This is a genomic window from Phoenicibacter congonensis (assembly GCF_902386915.1).
In the GTDB taxonomy this organism is placed as follows: Bacteria; Actinomycetota; Coriobacteriia; order Coriobacteriales; family Eggerthellaceae; genus Phoenicibacter; species Phoenicibacter congonensis.
This window is the reverse complement of sequence record NZ_LR698997.1, coordinates 1,307,787-1,326,775: the sequence shown is the minus strand read 5'-3', so window position 1 is coordinate 1,326,775 and position 18,989 is coordinate 1,307,787. Positions and strand designations below refer to the sequence as shown.

Genomic DNA, 18,989 nt, shown 5'->3' with positions numbered 1-18,989 from the left:
GAGTCTGGCGACTGTCGCCACTGATTTATTTTGTTTTAAGGGGGATTATTTAATGACAATTTCGAAAAAATTTATGAGTGCTTTTATCGTTGTTGCACTTGCTTGCGGACTCTCTCTCGGTCTTGTTGCTTGCTCTTCTGGCTCAACAGAGGAAAAGAAAGAAGAAACAACTACCACTGAGGTTAAGGAAGTTGAGATGAAGCAAGAAGCTGTTGATGTAGCAAAAGATGAAGTTGGCAAGTCTGACGTTGTTTTCCTTGATGTTCGCAAGGCTGACGATTATGCTGCTGGACACATCATTGGAGCTGTTAATGCCGACATGGACAAAGCAAAAGATGGCGACAACGAGTCTGGCATTGCAAACATGAAAGAGGCAATCGAGAAGAACAACCTCAAAGACCAAAAGCTTGTTTTAGCTTGCTATTCAGGCAAGAGATATGCTCAAGCTGCTACAAACATCTTGAATGCACTCGGTTATGACATGTCAAAAGTTGTGACTCTTGAAGGCGGCATGAAAGCTTGGGATGCTGCTGGTTTGCCAAAAGCAACTGATGTCAAAGATGTCGAGATGAAGCAAGAAGCTGTTGACACCGCAAAAGGCGAAGTTGGACAATCTGATGTTGTGTTTGTTGATTGCCGCAAAGCTGATGACTTTAAAGCTGGCCACATTGAGGGTGCAATCAATGCCGACATGGACAAGGCAAAAGATGGTGACACGACTGACGGTCTTGTAAATATTTCTAAGGCAATTCAGGACAACAACCTTTCAGACCAAAAACTCGTTCTCGTTTGCTACTCAGGCAAAAGATATGCACAAGCTGCAACGAACTCTTTGAGTGCTCTTGGTTATGACATGTCAAAAGTTGTGACTCTTGAAGGCGGCATGAAAGCTTGGGATGCTGCTGGATACGACAAAGTTCAGTAGAGTTTAGCTAATAATTAAAACTTGCAGAAAAAGAATAAAAGGCTGGCAATAAAGTCAGCCTTTTTCTTTTTTTATAACGCAGCAGATATAATCTGCGTTTTATTTCTATTTAAAATATTCATTTACTGTGGCGTTTAGTTCCTCAAGTTTTTTGCTTGCATCATCAGTTGAGGTTCCTTTAACGAAGGTATATGCCTTAATCTTTGGCTCGGTGCCACTAGGTCTGATAATAACTTTTGCTTCATCTTCTAGGTCAAACTGCAAAACGTTGACTCGTGGCAGAATCTGTTCTTCTCTGTCTCTTGAATTGAGAATTGACATTTTCGTCTCTTCTTTGTAGTCGATGAATTGAACGACCTTTTTCCCATCAATTTCTGTTGGCGCATTACCTCTCAGGCTGGCCATTATGTTTTTCATTTTCTCTGAGCCATCGGCGCCTGGGAAGGAATAGCTAGTAGTTGAGTTTTTGTAATAACCAAATTCTTCATAGAGGGCAGTTAGCGCATCTATCAGGTCTTTTCCTTTTTTCTTGCACTTTGCTGCCATGTCGCAAATTGTTACTGTGGCAGAAATTGAATCTTTATCGCGCACGTGCGTTCCCACTAAATAGCCATAGGATTCCTCAAAGCCCATAACAAACCTGTTCTTTTCGCGCTTTTCTTCGAGTTTTGTGATTTGTTCGCCGATGTATTTAAACCCTGTAGGAACGCGTCGTAGCTCGAATCCATAGTATTTTGCAAGTGCATCGGCCATTGAAGTGGAGACTAGCGTTGTGCAAAAGATTTTGTTTTTAATTTCGTTACGTGAGCATTGTGATGCAAAATGATTCATCATCAAAAGCCCAACTTCATTTCCGCTAACTAGTTCGCATTCTCCATTGTGGCGAACAGCGATGCCAGTTCTGTCTGCATCTGGGTCTGTTGCAATCAGCAGGTCAGCATCAACATCATCAACCAATTTGATGCCAAGTTCAAGGGCGCTGCGCTCTTCAGGATTTGGTTTGGAGCATGTTGGAAAATTTTCATCTGGATTTTTTTGTTCCTCAACTATGTGCACATTTTTGACACCAATCATTTCAAACGCCTTTATTACAGGTTCAAGACCTGTTCCATTTAATGGTGAATAGGCAAGGCATAGATTCTTCATAGCATCTTTATCTATATTATTTACGTTATTCACTGCGTCTTTTACGAAAGAATTGATGCACTCATCGTTAATCCATTTGATTTTTCCTGACTTGATTCCGTCCTCGAAATCTATTTTCTTAATGCCGTCAAAGTAATCTAGTTTTTTTATTGCGTCAGACATGTCACTTGCGACTTGTGATGTTATCTGGCAACCTTTGCTATTGAAGACTTTGTAGCCGTTGTATTCTTTTGGGTTGTGGCTTGCGGTAATGCAAATGCCGGCGTCACAATGCAAAAACTGTGTTGCATAGGCAAGCGCTGGGGTTGGCTCAAGCCTTGGAAAAACATGTGCTGTAATTCCATTGGCCGCAAGAACAGAGGCCGTAATTTCTGTAAACCTCTCACCTTTATTTCGCGAATCGTGGGCAATGGCAACGCTTGGTTTTTTGTAGTGCGCATTTAGGTAGTCAGCCACACCTTGAGTCGCACGTGCGACCGTGTTTGCATTCATTCTGTTTGTGCCAGGCCCAATTATTCCTCGGAGCCCTGCTGTCCCAAATTCTAAATCTTGAAAAAAAGCATCTTCTATCGCGGCTTCATTTCCTTCTTCTATCCAGGAAAGCAACTGGTTGCGCATGTTTTCACATTTTGTTTTATCTGCCCATTCGCGAGCTGTTTTTTCAAATTTCATTGACTACCCTTCTAATTTTTGTGAAAGTTTCATTTTCGTAATTATTCCATAAAGCCATTGTCTAATAATGAGGCTGCAAATGTCGAGTGGTTGTCGCACGAAGTGAGAATTGCTAGGCGCAATTCTTACATTTTGAATCTAATTTAGACGCTGATGAGCAACTTGCGCTATCTAATGCGACTCTTCTTTATAACTTTTGTCATATGGTGGAAGAACTGGTTTGCCTAACGTAAGTTTTATGTGAACTTATGTTCATTTTGCTATCTTGTTTTCTTGTGTAAAGTGGAATTGTACGGCCTTTTCGGCGTCTCATCTTTAAGTGGAAATTCATGTAGGAAGTAAGCTTCGGTTTTTACTTCAAAAAGAGATAGAGTTTGCAAATCGGGTGCTAGGTGGGCTTTGGTTGCCCTTATTCTCGTAATATTTCTTGGGCTTCTGTGCTGGAAGTAAACTAATGTTTTTGCTGAAGACAAAGTTGCTCTGCCCGATGAGACAAGTGATTTGGACGTCAAGAGGGTGGGGAAGATTATTGCTCGATTGTAACTTGCACCCCTATGGAGTGAATTCACACAGACTGCTGGTTCGAGGTCATCGAGTTCCCTACGACGAAAATGACGAGACAAAAGAAGCGCTCAATTCAACGGTTGGACCATTTACAAATTACGCGATGTGGATTTTTCGTAGCCTAGCTGTTGTTGCACTCTTTGCAGTAGTAGTCATGAAGCGCAGCCGTGATTGTCAACAACTCGAACGCTTAAGAACAATATTGCTACACAAGCAAAAACGATTAAACACAGGTCTAGTCTTTTCTTTGTCAATCAAATGATTTTGACTCATGCAGTGAGCGACGGTTTTAGTAATGGAAAACCGCATAGAATAAAACACGGTTACAATAGCAATCACGATTATTACGATGAAAAGGATTTTTATGCTTTCTGCTGAAGAACAAATGCACATTATAAAAAGCGGCGTTGCACAAATTGTGCCCGAAGATGAGCTATTGAAAAAGCTCAAATCTGGACGCTCGCTAAGAATTAAGCTTGGCGTTGACCCAACAGCACCAGACATTCACATCGGGCACGCCGTTCCATTGAGAAAGCTTCGTCAGTTCCAAGACCTTGGTCACACAGTTGTTCTCATTATCGGAAACGGCACTGCGCTCATTGGTGATCCTTCTGGCCGAAATACAACAAGGCCACAACTCTCCTCAGAAGAAATCGCAAAAAATGCACAAACATATGTTGATCAGGCCTTCAAAATTCTTGACCCTGAAAAAACCGAACTTCGATTTAATGCCGATTGGATTTTGTCGGTCGACACTAAAAAGCTCCTCGAGCTCATGAGCAAGTTTACCGTTGCTCGTATTCTTGAGCGCGATGACTTTCACAATCGATACACCAACAATCAGCCAATCAGTTTGCATGAGTTCCTCTATCCTGTAATGCAGGCATTTGACTCTGTTGAAATCAATGCAGATGTTGAGCTTGGAGGCACCGATCAGCTTTTTAACTTGCTTGCCGGACGCGAACTCATGGAAAAGTGCGACATGGAACCACAGGTGGCACTCACCATGCCGCTTCTCGAAGGCACAGACGGTGTTCGAAAAATGTCAAAGAGCTATGGTAACTACATTGGTCTCACCGACAAACCAGAAGACATTTTTGGCAAGTGCATGAGCATTCCTGACGAGATGATTGTGAAATATTGTCGACTTGCCTCTAGTTTTTCAGTTGAGAAATGCGATGCGATTGAGGCTGGACTAGAAGATGGCTCAGTTGATCCATACAAAACAAAGCGCGAACTTGCAGCAAATTTGGTTGCTTCCTATTATGATGAAGAAGCAGCTAAAGCAGCAGAAGAACATTTTGATGTTGTTTGCAAGCAGGGCGATGTGCCAGATGATATCGAGTCCTATGAAGGAGAGCTAAAAGTAAATGACGAAGGCAATGTTTATTTGGCTGCTCTTCTTGCAGAAATTAAGTTTGCTCAAAGTGCATCTGATGCACGTCGTCTAATCGATTCAGGAGCTGTTAAAATTGGCGACGACGTTGTTCCTGCTAAGGCATACAACATTAATCCGACAGATTTAAAAGGCAAGGTCCTTCGTTCGGGAAAACGCAAGTTTATGCAGTTCTAATGTCTTTATATATGCCTTGATTAGGTTGGACTGGTAAACGCAAAGTTGTTTGCTAGAACACATTTGTTTCCCGTTTAGTTAAATCAAATCTGCAATCATCTATTGTTTTTAGTTGGGCGTCGCAAGTTGGCGACCTTTCTTTTTATTAAAACGACGAAGCAAAATGCTGTCTGTGGTTCTCTAATTTTTCAGCGAATAGGTCATTTTATAAAGAGAAAAGAAATGAATGTCTCAAACACCTATCTTTTATTCGTGGCTAGTGAGCTTTTAAACTTCTGAATTTTTAGAGGAATTTCATATGGATGCTCCTTGCATTATTAGGCGTGGAAGATGACGAGCAACTCTTTGGTAAGTAAAAAAAGCACATGTATGTTCTTTTCATTTATGCATGTCCTATTAGAGGGGCAACTCTGGAGCAAGTGGAAATGATCATGCAGGATTCTCTTATTTATGGGTGCCCGAGCTGACTGGCAACTCTTGAGCAAATGAAAGAGATTTTGTGGGCTACTCTTTTCGTTTATGGGTGTGCGATCAATACTCAAAAACGCTTCAGTTATCTGTCTTTTCCCAGTGTATGCTTGATTATTAGAGTGAATTTGAAGGAATTAAAAACAACCCGGGCGTGTCTTTTTCAAAGATTTTGAAAAAGTTTCGAAATTTCGTTGACAACTATTTTGAGACTGGTAATATAAATAGTCGCGCCGCGAACGGCGACGCGAAGTTGGAACAAATCTAACGAGTTCCTTGACAACCAGATACTGTGTAAATGACGAAGAATTTGACAGACGATGTTTTTTCGAATTCACATCTTTAAGAAATTTGTTTTAAAGATTTATCCTCGTTATAAAACAATGAGTTTGAGATAGCAGAATTTATCTGCACACATTTTTTCAGGAAACATAACCGATGGTTATGTGAACTTTTCGAACGGAGAGTTTGATCCTGGCTCAGGATGAACGCTGGCGGCGTGCCTAACACATGCAAGTCGAACGATTAACCCACCTTCGGGTGGTTATAGAGTGGCGAACGGGTGAGTAACACGTGACTAACCAACCCTGCGCTTTGGGACAACCTGTCGAAAGACAGGCTAATACCGAATATTCTCTTTATCTCGCATGAGATTTAGAGGAAAGCTCAGGCGGTGCAGGACGGAGTCGCGGTCCATTAGGTAGTTGGTGAGGTAACGGCCCACCAAGCCGATGATGGATAGCCGGACTGAGAGGTTGATCGGCCACATTGGGACTGAGATACGGCCCAGACTCCTACGGGAGGCAGCAGTGGGGAATATTGCGCAATGGGGGAAACCCTGACGCAGCAACGCCGTGTGCAGGACGAAGGCTTTCGGGTTGTAAACTGCTTTCAGTAGGGAAGATTCAGACGGTACCTACAGAAGAAGCCCCGGCTAAATACGTGCCAGCAGCCGCGGTAATACGTATGGGGCAAGCGTTATCCGGATTCATTGGGCGTAAAGCGCGCGCAGGCGGGCTGTTAAGCGAAGCCTCTAATCCCAGGGCTCAACCCTGGACCGGGCCTCGAACTGGCAGCCTCGAGTGAGGTAGAGGTAGATGGAATTCCCGGTGTAGCGGTGGAATGCGCAGATATCGGGAAGAACACCGACAGCGAAGGCAGTCTACTGGGCCTTAACTGACGCTGAGGCGCGAAAGCTGGGGGAGCAAACAGGATTAGATACCCTGGTAGTCCCAGCCGTAAACGATGAGCACTAGGTGTGGGGAAGATTACTTTTCCGTGCCGACGCTAACGCATTAAGTGCTCCGCCTGGGGAGTACGGTCGCAAGACTAAAACTCAAAGGAATTGACGGGGGCCCGCACAAGCAGCGGAGCATGTGGCTTAATTCGAAGCAACGCGAAGAACCTTACCAGGGCTTGACATATAGGTGAAGCTGTGGAAACACAGTGGCCGAAAGGAGCCTATACAGGTGGTGCATGGCTGTCGTCAGCTCGTGTCGTGAGATGTTGGGTTAAGTCCCGCAACGAGCGCAACCCCCGTCGCATGTTACCAGCATTTAGTTGGGGACTCATGCGAGACTGCCGGCGTTAAGCCGGAGGAAGGTGGGGACGACGTCAAGTCATCATGCCCCTTACGTCCTGGGCTGCACACGTGCTACAATGGTCGGTACAATGAGCTGCCACCTCTCGAGAGGGAGCGAATCTCTTAAAGCCGGCCCCAGTTCGGACTGCAGGCTGCAACTCGCCTGCACGAAGTCGGAGTTGCTAGTAATCGCGGATCAGCACGCCGCGGTGAATGCGTTCCCGGGCCTTGTACACACCGCCCGTCACACCACCCGAGTCGTCTGCACCCGAAGTCGCCGGCCCAACTTTTAGAGGGAGGCGCCGAAGGTGTGGAGGGTGAGGGGGGTGAAGTCGTAACAAGGTAGCCGTACCGGAAGGTGCGGCTGGATCACCTCCTTTCTAGGGAGTAACCTAGTAAACCTTTTTGTCGTCTAGTCATCAAACTCAGATTCTCACCATGAGCACAGCATCTGGTTTCCAAGGAGCTTGTATTTGCTCCTTTTTTTGACGCACCTTGACATCTGCATAGCGCGCGACATTTCTAAAAGAAAAGATATGTCGCAGATGATAACCAAGACAGAAAGCGAAAGTTATTAATACTTTAGCAAGGAGAGCAACATTAGTTGCAACCAATTCTGTCGCGGACGATCGCAATTTTCAAATTTTCGATAGCTTAAAAATATGTCTATTTAAGACATATTAGGTATGCATTTAAAGCATTCTTAATATCAACTCAAAACTTGAGTTAGGTAGTAAAGATATTAAGGGCGCACGGTGGATGCCTTGGCACAGACAGTCGATGAAGGACGTGGCAAGCTGCGATAAGCCCAGATGAGGCGCAAACAGCCTTTATTAGTCTGGGATTTCCGAATGGGGGAACCTGCATGGGGTTATGCTCATGTATCCGGCAATGAACACATAGTTGCCGAGAAGACAACCCGGGGAACTGAAACATCTAAGTACCCGGAGGAAGAGAAATCAACCGAGATTGCGCTAGTAGCGGCGAGCGAAAGCGCAAGAGCCTAAACCATTGAGTGTGTTACAGCTTTGGGGCGATGCCTCAATGGTGTTGTTGGGGCTCACTGTCACACAACCCAAATTGTGTGCCGCAGTTACAAAACTTATTCATAGCAGAACAATCTGGAAAGGTTGGCCATAGAGAGTGAAAGCCTCGTATGCACAATGTTTAAGTCTGCGGATGTGAGTTCCCGAGTAGGGCCAGGCACGTGAAACCTGGTTCGAATCTGGGGAGACCACTCTCCAAGGCTAAATACTAGTCTGTGACCGATAGTGAAACAGTACCGTGAGGGAAAGGTGAAAAGAACCCCGGGAGGGGAGTGAAATAGTACCTGAAACCGTGTGCCTACAAGCAGCCGGAGCACTCTTGCAGTGTGACGGCGTGCCTTTTGTAGAATGAGCCAGCGAGTTACGGTGTGTGGCAAGGTTTAGTTAGAAAACGAGCCAAAGTGAAAGCGAGCCTTAACAGGGCGTTTGAGTCACATGCTGTAGACGCGAAGCCGAGTGAGCTATCCCTGGCCAGGCTGAAGCGGGGGTAAGACCCCGTGGAGGGCCGAACCCACTTGGGTTAAAAACCGAGGGGATGAGCTGGGGATAGGGGTGAAAGGCCAATCAAACTCGGAGATATCTCGTTCTCCCCGAAATAGCTTTAGGGCTAGCCTCGATGCGTTTCCTTATGGTGGTAGAGCCACTGGTTTTTTGCGGGGGTGTCAAAGCCTGCCAACGAAAGCCAAACTCCGAATGCCATAAGGTTAGAGCTCGGGAGTCAGACCGCGTGGGATAAGCCGCGTGTTCAAAAGGGAAACAGCCCAGATCGCCTGCTAAGGTCCCTAAGTTTATGCTAAGTGGCAAAGGATGTGCGTTTGCCTAGACAACCAGGATGTTGGCTTAGAAGCAGCCATGCATTTAAAGAGTGCGTAATAGCTCACTGGTCGAGTGGACATGCGCCGACAATTAACGGGGCTCAAGCATAACACCGAAGCAGCGGACTAATTTATTAGTGGTAGGGGAGCTTTCTGTGTACGTTGAAGTTCAACTGTGAGGTTGGGTGGAGAGCACAGAAGTGAGAATGCTGGCATGAGTAACGAGAGATGGGTGAAAAACCCATCCGCCGTAAGCCCAAGGGTTCCTGGGGAAGGCTAATCCCCCCAGGGTTAGTCGGGAGCTAAGCTAAGGCCGAGAGGCGTAGGCGATGCACAACAGGTTTATATTCCTGTACCACTGCGGGTCGTTATACCGATGGAGTGACGGAGAAGGGCAGCCGAGCGGGGTTCTGGACGTCCCCGTGAAAGCGTGTAGGGAGATTTCGCATGGAAATCAGCGGAATCGCTAATCTCGAGACGTGAGACGAAGCACACTGGTGTGAAGTCGGTCATCCCATGCTTCCGAGAAAAGCTTCTAGGAAGACTTTGCAGTGCCCGTACCAAAACCGACACAGGTGGGCGGGTAGAGTATACCAAGGCGATCGGGAGAACTAAGTTTAAGGAACTCGGCAAAATGACCCCGTAACTTCGGGAGAAGGGGTGCCGCTTGTTGTGATGAGACTTGCTCTTTGAGCGATGGGCGGCCGCAGTGAATAGGCCCAAGCGACTGTTTATCAAAAACACAGGACTCTGCTCTAAGTCGTAAGACGATGCATAGGGTCTGACGCCTGCCCGGTGCTGGAAGGTTACGTGGATGGGTTAGCTTTTAGCGAAGCCTTGAAATTAAGCCCCAGTAAACGGCGGCCGTAACTATAACGGTCCTAAGGTAGCGAAATTCCTTGTCGGGTAAGTTCCGACCTGCACGAATGGCGTAACGACTTGGGCGCTGTCTCAAACTTAGACCCGGTGAAATTGCATTGTCCGTGAAGATGCGGACTCCCTGCGGAAGGACGGAAAGACCCCGTGAACCTTTACTGCAGCTTGGCATTGACATCTGGTACAGCGTGTAGAGGATAGGCAGGAGACTGTGAAGTGGGGGCGCAAGCCCTCATGGAGTCACCCTTGGAATACTGCCCTCGCTGTGCTGGCTGTCTAACTCGCGGCCGTGATCCGGCGCGAGGACCGTGCCAGGTGGGTAGTTTGACTGGGGCGGTCGCCTCCTAAAATGTAACGGAGGCGCGCGTAAGGTCCACTCGAGACGGTTGGCAATCGTGCTTGAGAGCGCAAGAGCGTAAGTGGGCTTGACTGCGAGACCTACAAGTCGAGCAGGTGCGAAAGCAGGCTCTAGTGATCCGGCGGCCCCATGTGGGAGGGCCGTCGCTCAACGGATAAAAGGTACTCCGGGGATAACAGGCTGATCTTGCCCAAGAGTCCACATCGACGGCAAGGTTTGGCACCTCGATGTCGGCTCATCGCATCCTGGGGCTGTAGCCGGTCCCAAGGGTATGGCTGTTCGCCATTTAAAGCGGTACGCGAGCTGGGTTCAGAACGTCGTGAGACAGTTCGGTCCCTATCCTCCGCAGGCGCAAGGGAATTGAAGGAAGCTGCCCCTAGTACGAGAGGACCGGGGTGGACGTACCTCTGGTGTAGCGGTTGTTGACCAACAGCATCGTCGCATAGCTACGTACGGAATGGATAACCGCTGAAAGCATCTAAGCGGGAAGCCACACCTAAGATGAGTTCCCTTTTTGGTAAGGACCCTTATAGACTATGAGGTTGATAGGGCGCAGTTGTAAGTACAGTAATGTATTCAGACGAGCGCTACTAATTGTCCGAGCTTTTTATTACCTAACATTTTTATATGCATCGATTTCACGTTTGACTTGCGATTGTTCATCTTGTGACGTATCATTTAGATACTTTGCGCCTATGCAGATGTCAGGGTGCGCTAATTGATAAAAGAATATCTTGAGTTAGCGGAACCATAGAGAAGGGGATCACCTGAACCCATTCCGAACTCAGTCGTTAAGCCCTTCATCGCCGATTGTAGTACGACGTTAGGTCGTGTGAGACTAGGACGTTCCGCTTACTCAGGATATTTTTTGAAAGCCAGTCAATTGAGACTGGCTTTTTTATTTTCGGTTGCGGACTTCTCGGACAAACATTTTTTTAATGTGAGAAGCTTTCATGATGCGAATGCCAATTTCAAAAGCTTCTCTACAAAAGTCTGTGTTCTCTGCTTTGCTCTCGCTGTCTCCTATAATTTGCCTATGGCAAAAATTTTCATCATAGAAGACGATGTTGTTCTGAGGACCGAACTTAGGAGAATTCTTGAGCTAAATAACTATGAAGTTGAGATATTTGAAGGCGACGATTTTAAAAAATCGAGTTCAGCGGCCCTGTCTTCGAATTGTGATCTTTTGATTTCCGACTTAAAACTTTCTGGTTTTGATGGACTGAAGGTCTGTAAAGAAATCAAGGAAGAAAATCCTAACATTTCCATACTTGTTCTCACTTCTTCCGATTCTGAATTTGATGAGATCTTTTCAATGCACATTGGCGTTGATGACTATGTTACGAAGCCCTACAGCGTTCCTGTTTTGCTTGCTCACATTGAGAGAGTTATCAAAAATGCACAACCTTTACTAAATGAGGACTTTATTTCGTGCGACAAGCTAAAGATTTATCCTTCAAAGTTCAAGATACAGCTAGGCGACCAAGAGGTTGACTTGTCGAAAAACGAAATGAAAATTCTTTTGGTCCTCACGAGGGCGAAAGGGGACGTCATTTCTCGACAGGATTTAATGTATGAACTTTGGCAAACCGAGAAGTTTGTTGATGACAACACTCTCACAGTGAATGTTAATCGTTTAAGAAAGACGTTGAAGGAGATTGGTGCGGGGGATGATTTCATCAAAACTGTTAGGGGCGAAGGTTATCGCATATGACATTTTTTAAATTTTGTCGCTCAAGAATAGAATATTTGATCGCCCTAATTGCAATTGTCGTTTTTGCTGATGTTTTTCTGTGCATGGTTGAAGCGTCTGGTTCATACGTCTTTCTTTTTTCTCTAGTTGCTCTGTTTGTTTTTATTGTTGTTTTCACTTGTTCATATTTTAAAAATCGTGATGTTTTTCGATCCATCGAGGCCATCAGCCAACTCGATAGTTACACTTTTGATTGCATGAACAGTTTTCCTAATATTCGAACGTCAGAACAGGAGTTAATTTATGAGGCAATTGAAGCAGTAATCATCAGTTCTACTTCAGCGATATCTGAAATGGAAGCGCGCAATTCTGAATACCAAGAATTCATTGAGGCGTGGGTGCATGAGATAAAAACGCCTCTTGCGGCAGCATTTCTTCTTGCTGATCATTTGCCATCCTCAGATAAAGTTCAAATTTCGGGTGAGCTTGATTCGATTAAGTATTTAATTGACCAAGTTCTTTGGTATGCTCGCAATGATTCTGTTAACAAAGACTATTCGGTTGCGCGAGTTAATTTGTGCGAGTTGATTAATTCCTGCGTTTCATCTAATGCACGTTTTCTCATTGAAAAACATGTTTCCCCAAAGAACAAAGTAGAACAAGGTGATGTGGTTTATTCAGATGCTAAGTGGTTGAGCTTTATTTTGTCTCAGCTTGTCATTAACGCTGCAAAATATGGCGCAAAAACTATTAATTTTTACACTGAGGAAAATTACGGATTTTCTTCGTGCAACGCATGCGGTGTGAGTGAGCATATAAACTCTTTAGGGCAATTGGACAGTAATGAAGATTTTCCAAAATGCTCTTCAGGTGTTAGTGAAGAACCGTTGCGTCAGAGCGCTATTTCCAAAACGCAGCTTGTGATAGAGGATGATGGTTGGGGAATTTTGCCTGAAGATTTGTCGAAGGTATATGAAAAAGGCTTTGTTGGTAAAAATGGGAGAATTGTTGGTCATTCAACCGGCATCGGCCTCTACCTTGTTAAATCGCTTTGCGACAAGTTGGGTCTTTCGCTTGAAATCGAATCACAAGCGGGAATTGGAACTAAGGCACGGATAACATTCCCTATTAATCGCGACATAGCAGCCACAAATTATCAACAATGACTGGCGGACTTGGGAAAATCCCCTTGATTTAGCGGCCGCAGAATGTTGGCAATCGCTTCTAAACATTGCCAAACATCTGAAATAAAGCACCTGGGTTCATCTTTCAGAGTTTTATAGATTTAGTTTTTTTAAGACAACTTGTGTTTGTTGTTCTCGCGAAGCTCAGAAGTGAATTCAGTTGCAAATTAGACACTTTAATGTGACAAAAATGTTAGGTTATTGTTTTCTTAATCGATGGCGCATAAACCCTATGTTGAATAGGATTTTGACATTCTAAATTATGCTATTTAAAAGAAAGGGAACGGTCGTGGTACAAGATTCGAATTTTGTTTCAACCTCTATTGATTGCAATGATGCGCTGTTGAGTGTGACTGACTTAAAGAAAATATATGGCAGGGGGGAGGCGGCTACTCATGCGCTTTGCGGCTTGACCTTTAACGTCTGCGACGGAGAATTTGTTGGTGTAATGGGCTCTAGTGGAAGCGGAAAATCAACACTTCTTAACTGTATTTCGACTATAGACGTGCCCACTTCGGGAAAAATTGTTTTAGGTGGTCAAAATGTGTGCACTCTGCGCAGTTCTCAACTCTCAAAATTCCGCAGAGAAAACATTGGATTTATTTTTCAAAATGCAAATTTAATTGAGACGCTAACAGGGGCGGAAAATATTGCGCTAGCTCTGAGTTTAAAAGGAGTCTCAAGTGCAGAAATTGAAAGCAGGGTTCAAACTGTTGCTTCCACATTGGGTGTATCTTCTGTTTTGGACAAAATGCCTAACGAAATGAGTGGGGGTGAGCGTCAACGTGTTTCAGCTGCGCGAGCAATTGTTGGCGATCCAAAAATTATTCTTGCCGATGAACCCACAGGCGCTCTCGATTCGAAGAACACAACAATTCTTTTGGAGACTCTTGAGCACATTAATAAATCCTCACATTCAACAATTCTCATGGTCACTCATGATGCATATGCAGCTGGTTTTACCGACAGGACTATTTTTTTAAAAGACGGAAAAATTTTTTGCGAGACTACGAAGGGTAGTAAATCTCGCAAGGATTATTACAAAGACATTGTTAATGTTTTGGCTCTTCTTGGAAGCGAGGCATAACAATGTTGGTTAAACTCGCTTTTAGAAATATAAAACGAAGTTTTCGCGACTTCGCAGTTTATTTTGTGACACTTGCTCTCGCAATCGCGTGTTTCTATGCGTTTAATTCTGTATCATCGCAAGAAGTTTTCTTCGAGATTGCAAATTCTGGAATGTCAATTTGGGAACTGCTTGATTACTGCATCTCGTTTGTCTCAGTTTTTATTGTTTTTGTGCTCGGTGCTTTGGTGCTCTATGCAACAAACTATCTCATAAAAAGAAGAAAAATCGAGTTCGGGACCTATCTACTCCTTGGAATGAAGGCAAGTCATGTTAGTTTTGTAATTGCTGTTGAAACTCTAATCTGTGGCCTTTTGGCGCTTTGCGCTGGTTTGGTTATTGGGATTTTTATTTCCCAGGGAATGGCTTTTTTGAGTGCTGTCATTCTCGATGTGAGTATGAAGCAATATGAATTCGTTATATCAAGCAAGACTGTTGTCTATACCTGCATCGCTTTTCTTTTGATTTTTGTTATTGTTGGCGTTTTTTCAATTGTAAAAATAAGACGAACAAAACTTGTGAATCTTCTTGTGACCTCGAACACACGCAATCGCAAAATCTTAAGCAAACCTGTTTCTATCGTCATTTTTCTATTCGCTATTGCAATCCTTGTATTTGCCTACTATGAACTAATTGAAAGCGGTCTTGTAACTTTTAACGACGAATTTGAAATTGCCACTTTAGCAATGCTTGTTGGGTCCTTTCTTTTCTTCGTTAGCGTATCGTCATTTGTTATTTATGTATCGAAAGCTAATAAGAAATTCTATTTCCAGAAAATAAATTTCTTTAACTTGCGTCAAGTCACTTCCCGTGTTAGTTCTGCATGCATTTCGATGTGGGTCATTTGCATACTGCTCTTCTTCGGTATCACTGTTTTTACTAATGGGATGGGCATTGCCAAGATTTATTCGTTTGATGTTAAAGAAACGTCACAATTTGACGTCACTTTGAGATACTACCTTTCCACCAATGAATCTGCAACTGCCGATAAATATAAGGAAATATCAGATGGCTTTTACACGGAACTATCAGATTTGATTGGCAATGCATCTACTTTGGAATTGATATCTGTCCCAATGACCTACGGTGATGCAGTTACTCAAATAGCTGAAGGGACACAATTTGACTTTGCTTCTCAGATTTTTGATTATCCAGTGAATGTTGTTAGTTTGTCTGAGTTCAACGCATTAAGAGATGTTTCTTCTCGGGAACCAATATCACTAAATAAGGGGGAATATGCTGTAGTTAATTCCTATGATGAGTTTGAGAGTTTTGCAGACTTTCTCTCCGATAGTGATGTGCCTTTGAATCTAGGCGACATTGCCATTTCTTCCTCTCACCAAAACATCTGGCAAAGTATAGGCAATTTTGGAACAGGCGATATGATGTTGTTTGTTGTTCCAGATGAAGTTGCAAAGAAACTTCTAGCGGAAGGTGCTCCTTTGTCTGATTGCATAATAAATGCTCAGTATAAAGATGGCATTGATGTCAACGAGGGTAATTCTTTGGTCTTTGAATATCTCGATAGGTTTTCCCAGTCCAACAATTCTGAAGAATCTTTGAGCGATAGTTCGTCAAATTCGACTACCGGCTATGCTTCAGCTATCACTCGAGGAGATGCGATCTGCGCAATGCTTGGGGTAAAACTCTTGTGCGTCTATCTTGCACTATACATTGGATTAGTGTTGTTGATTTCTGTTGCAACAATTCTTGCTATTCAGCAACTTTGCGAAACTCTTGACTCCACAAATCGCTACAAAACTTTGTGCGAGATGGGTTGTGACGAAAAAACAATCAATCAGTCAATTCTCATTCAGTCAGTTCTTTCGTTTGCCTCGCCTCTCATTTTGGCGGCAGCGCATTGCTCCTGCGTTTATTACGTGCTTTATGAAAACCTATACAAAGCTATTGGTGTTAGAACACTTGTGCCAATTATTCTTTCTGCCTTGTTTGTTGCTGTTGTTTATTTTGTTTATATGGCTATTACCTATTCAACCAGCAAAAGTGTTATTAAGCAAAGCGTTGGCAGAACTTTGATTTCATAGATTTGACTTACTTGATAACTGTGCCTTTTCTTAAAGCTTTAAAAAACCTCGGCAGAATGTTTAAATATTCATGGCCGAGGTTTTTCTATTTTGGCGAATTTGCTAATCCTGATTACACAAACTTTACTGCTGTGCCATAGGCAAGCATCTCAATTGTTCCTTGCATTACGGTGTTGCTTGAAAATCTCATCGATATAATTCCATCGGCACCTAGCTTTTCAGCTTCTGCAATCATTCGATTTTCTGCAATTTGGCGAGCCTCATTTGTCATTTCCGAGTAGGATTTTATTTCTCCACCCACAAGTGTTTTTGCGCTGGCCATGATGTCACGACCAATGTTTTTTGATGTCACAATGTTCCCACGAACAAGTCCGAGGATTTGGACTGTCTTGTCTGTTGGCACGATGTCTGATGTGCTGACTAGCATGAGTTCCTCCTTTACATGTCTAAATCAATTGTACTTGACAGGGAAAGAAGACGCCCGTGGGTCCTGTCATTCATTCATTCAGGCTGCTATCACTCCTCGGCGAATGGGTCATTTTATAAAGAGAAAAGAAATGAATGTCTTAAACACCTATCTTTTATTCGTGCCTAGTGAGCTTTTAAACTTCTGAATTTTTAGAGGCACTTTTATGGATTCTCCTTACATTATTAGGCGCGGAAGATGACGAGCAACTATTTGGTAAGTAAAAAAAGCTCATATATGTTCTTTTCATTTATGGGTGTGCGAGCTGTCTGGCAACTCTGGAGCAAGTGGAAAAGATTATGTAGGATTTTCTTATTTATGGGTGCCCGAGCTGACTGGCAACTCTTGAGCAAATGAAAGAGATTTTGTGGGCTACTCTTTTCGTTTATGGGTGTGCGATCAATACTCAAAAAAACGCTTCAGTTATCTGTCTTTTCCCAGTGTATGCTTGATTTTTAGAGTGAATTTGAAGGAATTAAAAACAACCCGGGCGTGTCTTTTTTAAAGATTTTGAAAAAGTTTCGAAATTTCGTTGACAACTATTTTGAGACTGGTAATATAAGTAGTCGCGCCGCAAACGGCGACGCGAAGTTGGAACAAATCTAACGAGTTCCTTGACAACCAGATACTGTGTAAATGACGAAGAATTTGACAGACGATGTTTTTTCGAATTCACATCTTTAAGAAATAAATTTTAAAGATTTATCCTCGTTATAAAACAATGAGTTTGAGATAGCAGAATTTATCTGCACACATTTTTTCAGGAAACATAACCGATGGTTATGTGAACTTTTCGAACGGAGAGTTTGATCCTGGCTCAGGATGAACGCTGGCGGCGTGCCTAACACATGCAAGTCGAACGATTAACCCACCTTCGGGTGGTTATAGAGTGGCGAACGGGTGAGTAACACGTGACTAACCAACCCTGCACTTTGGGACAACCTGTCGAAAGACAGGCTAATACCGAATATTCTCTTTATCTCGCATGAGATTTAGAGGAAAGCTCAGGCGGTGCAGGACGGAGTCGCGGTCCATTAGGTAGTTGGTGAGGTAACGGCCCACCAAGCCGATGATGGATAGCCGGACTGAGAGGTTGATCGGCCACATTGGGACTGAGATACGGCCCAGACTCCTACGGGAGGCAGCAGTGGGGAATATTGCGCAATGGGGGAAACCCTGACGCAGCAACGCCGTGTGCAGGACGAAGGCTTTCGGGTTGTAAACTGCTTTCAGTAGGGAAGATTCAGACGGTACCTACAGAAGAAGCCCCGGCTAAATACGTGCCAGCAGCCGCGGTAATACGTATGGGGCAAGCGTTATCCGGATTCATTGGGCGTAAAGCGCGCGCAGGCGGGCTGTTAAGCGAAGCCTCTAATCCCAGGGCTCAACCCTGGACCGGGCCTCGAACTGGCAGCCTCGAGTGAGGTAGAGGTAGATGGAATTCCCGGTGTAGCGGTGGAATGCGCAGATATCGGGAAGAACACCGACAGCGAAGGCAGTCTACTGGGCCTTAACTGACGCTGAGGCGCGAAAGCTGGGGGAGCAAACAGGATTAGATACCCTGGTAGTCCCAGCCGTAAACGATGAGCACTAGGTGTGGGGAAGATTACTTTTCCGTGCCGACGCTAACGCATTAAGTGCTCCGCCTGGGGAGTACGGTCGCAAGACTAAAACTCAAAGGAATTGACGGGGGCCCGCACAAGCAGCGGAGCATGTGGCTTAATTCGAAGCAACGCGAAGAACCTTACCAGGGCTTGACATATAGGTGAAGCTGTGGAAACACGGTGGCCGAAAGGAGCCTATACAGGTGGTGCATGGCTGTCGTCAGCTCGTGTCGTGAGATGTTGGGTTAAGTCCCGCAACGAGCGCAACCCCCGTCGCATGTTACCAGCATTTAGTTGGGGACTCATGCGAGACTGCCGGCGTTAAGCCGGAGGAAGGTGGGGACGACGTCAAGTCATCATGCCCCTTACGTCCTGGGCTGCACACGTGCTACAATGGTCGGTACAATGAGCTGCCACCTCGCGAGAGGGAGCGAATCTCTTAAAGCCGGCCCCAGTTCGGACTGCAGGCTGCAACTCGCCTGCACGAAGTCGGAGTTGCTAGTAATCGCGGATCAGCACGCCGCGGTGAATGCGTTCCCGGGCCTTGTACACACCGCCCGTCACACCACCCGAGTCGTCTGCACCCGAAGTCGCCGGCCCAACTTTTAGAGGGAGGCGCCGAAGGTGTGGAGGGTGAGGGGGGTGAAGTCGTAACAAGGTAGCCGTACCGGAAGGTGCGGCTGGATCACCTCCTTTCTAGGGAGTAACCTAGTAAACCTTTTTGTCGTCTAGTCATCAAACTCAGATTCTCATCATGAGCACAGCATCTGGTTTCCAAGGAGCTTGTATTTGCTCCTTTTTTTGACGCACCTTGACATCTGCATAGCGCGCGACATTTCTAAAAGA

At 44.7% G+C, this 18,989-nt stretch carries 8 protein-coding genes and 4 rRNA genes; 10 read left to right on the top strand and 2 right to left on the bottom strand.

Translation table 11 applies throughout. From position 1 onward, the window contains the following. Window positions 1-52 precede the first annotated feature (52 nt). The gene (locus FXZ76_RS05775) at window positions 53-925 is read left to right on the top strand and encodes a rhodanese-like domain-containing protein (RefSeq protein WP_079536587.1); all 873 of its coding nucleotides are present in this window, start codon (window positions 53-55) and stop codon (window positions 923-925) included. Between the two features lie 105 nt (window positions 926-1,030). Here FXZ76_RS05775 and FXZ76_RS05770 read toward each other — a convergent pair whose 3' ends face one another. Then, window positions 1,031-2,743: a phospho-sugar mutase gene (locus FXZ76_RS05770; RefSeq protein ID WP_079536585.1), complete on the bottom strand. Its 1,713-nt coding sequence runs from the start codon at window positions 2,741-2,743 to the stop codon at window positions 1,031-1,033. A gap of 928 nt (window positions 2,744-3,671) precedes the next feature. On the opposite strand from FXZ76_RS05770, the gene tyrS reads away from it, so the two are divergent. The 8 genes from tyrS (at window position 3,672) to FXZ76_RS05730 (ending at window position 16,073) form a co-directional block, all read left to right on the top strand. Further along, window positions 3,672-4,880 (top strand): tyrosine--tRNA ligase, encoded by a 1,209-nt coding sequence (gene tyrS / locus FXZ76_RS05765; RefSeq protein WP_079536580.1) that lies wholly within the window; start codon window positions 3,672-3,674, stop codon window positions 4,878-4,880. Window positions 4,881-5,804: 924 nt separating this feature from the next. Next, window positions 5,805-7,310, top strand: a 16S ribosomal RNA gene (locus tag FXZ76_RS05760). A gap of 352 nt (window positions 7,311-7,662) precedes the next feature. Beyond that, window positions 7,663-10,639 (top strand): 23S ribosomal RNA (locus FXZ76_RS05755). A 126-nt stretch (window positions 10,640-10,765) separates the two neighbouring features. After that, window positions 10,766-10,880 (top strand): 5S ribosomal RNA (gene rrf / locus FXZ76_RS05750). The 16S, 23S and 5S rRNA genes sit together here, the layout of an rRNA operon. Before the next feature lie 181 nt (window positions 10,881-11,061). Next, a complete protein-coding gene (locus FXZ76_RS05745) occupies window positions 11,062-11,739 on the top strand; it encodes a response regulator transcription factor (RefSeq protein WP_147571556.1) in 678 nt (225 codons plus the stop codon). Continuing rightward, entirely contained in the window at window positions 11,736-12,884 is a 1,149-nt protein-coding gene (locus FXZ76_RS05740) for a sensor histidine kinase (protein WP_079536574.1), read from the top strand. Before FXZ76_RS05745 ends, FXZ76_RS05740 begins: the two co-directional genes overlap by 4 nt. Window positions 12,885-13,164: 280 nt before the next feature. Further along, window positions 13,165-13,989 carry an ABC transporter ATP-binding protein gene (locus FXZ76_RS05735; protein ID WP_079536571.1) on the top strand — a complete coding sequence of 275 codons (825 nt, stop codon included), beginning with the start codon at window positions 13,165-13,167 and terminating at the stop codon, window positions 13,987-13,989. Window positions 13,990-13,991: 2 nt separating this feature from the next. Continuing rightward, window positions 13,992-16,073, top strand: a complete 2,082-nt coding sequence (locus FXZ76_RS05730; RefSeq protein WP_079536569.1) for an FtsX-like permease family protein — start codon at window positions 13,992-13,994, stop codon at window positions 16,071-16,073. A gap of 112 nt (window positions 16,074-16,185) precedes the next feature. On the opposite strand, the gene FXZ76_RS05725 is transcribed toward FXZ76_RS05730, so the two are convergent. Continuing rightward, window positions 16,186-16,500, bottom strand: a complete 315-nt coding sequence (locus FXZ76_RS05725; protein WP_079536566.1) for a YbjQ family protein — start codon at window positions 16,498-16,500, stop codon at window positions 16,186-16,188. An 833-nt stretch (window positions 16,501-17,333) separates the two neighbouring features. On the opposite strand from FXZ76_RS05725, the gene FXZ76_RS05720 reads away from it, so the two are divergent. Then, window positions 17,334-18,839 (top strand): 16S ribosomal RNA (locus tag FXZ76_RS05720). The last annotated feature ends 150 nt before the right edge of the window (window positions 18,840-18,989 follow it).

Excerpts from the sequence above, each read along its gene's own strand:
- FXZ76_RS05775 (WP_079536587.1), top strand. The coding sequence starts at position 53 with ATGACAATTTCGAAAAAATTTATGAGTGCTTTTATCGTTGTTGCACTT.
- FXZ76_RS05725 (WP_079536566.1), bottom strand. The coding sequence starts at position 16,500 with ATGCTAGTCAGCACATCAGACATCGTGCCAACAGACAAGACAGTCCAA.
- FXZ76_RS05745 (WP_147571556.1), top strand. The coding sequence starts at position 11,062 with ATGGCAAAAATTTTCATCATAGAAGACGATGTTGTTCTGAGGACCGAA.
- FXZ76_RS05740 (WP_079536574.1), top strand. The coding sequence starts at position 11,736 with ATGACATTTTTTAAATTTTGTCGCTCAAGAATAGAATATTTGATCGCC.
- FXZ76_RS05770 (WP_079536585.1), bottom strand. The coding sequence starts at position 2,743 with ATGAAATTTGAAAAAACAGCTCGCGAATGGGCAGATAAAACAAAATGT.
- FXZ76_RS05730 (WP_079536569.1), top strand. The coding sequence starts at position 13,992 with ATGTTGGTTAAACTCGCTTTTAGAAATATAAAACGAAGTTTTCGCGAC.
- tyrS (WP_079536580.1), top strand. The coding sequence starts at position 3,672 with ATGCTTTCTGCTGAAGAACAAATGCACATTATAAAAAGCGGCGTTGCA.
- FXZ76_RS05735 (WP_079536571.1), top strand. The coding sequence starts at position 13,165 with ATGCTATTTAAAAGAAAGGGAACGGTCGTGGTACAAGATTCGAATTTT.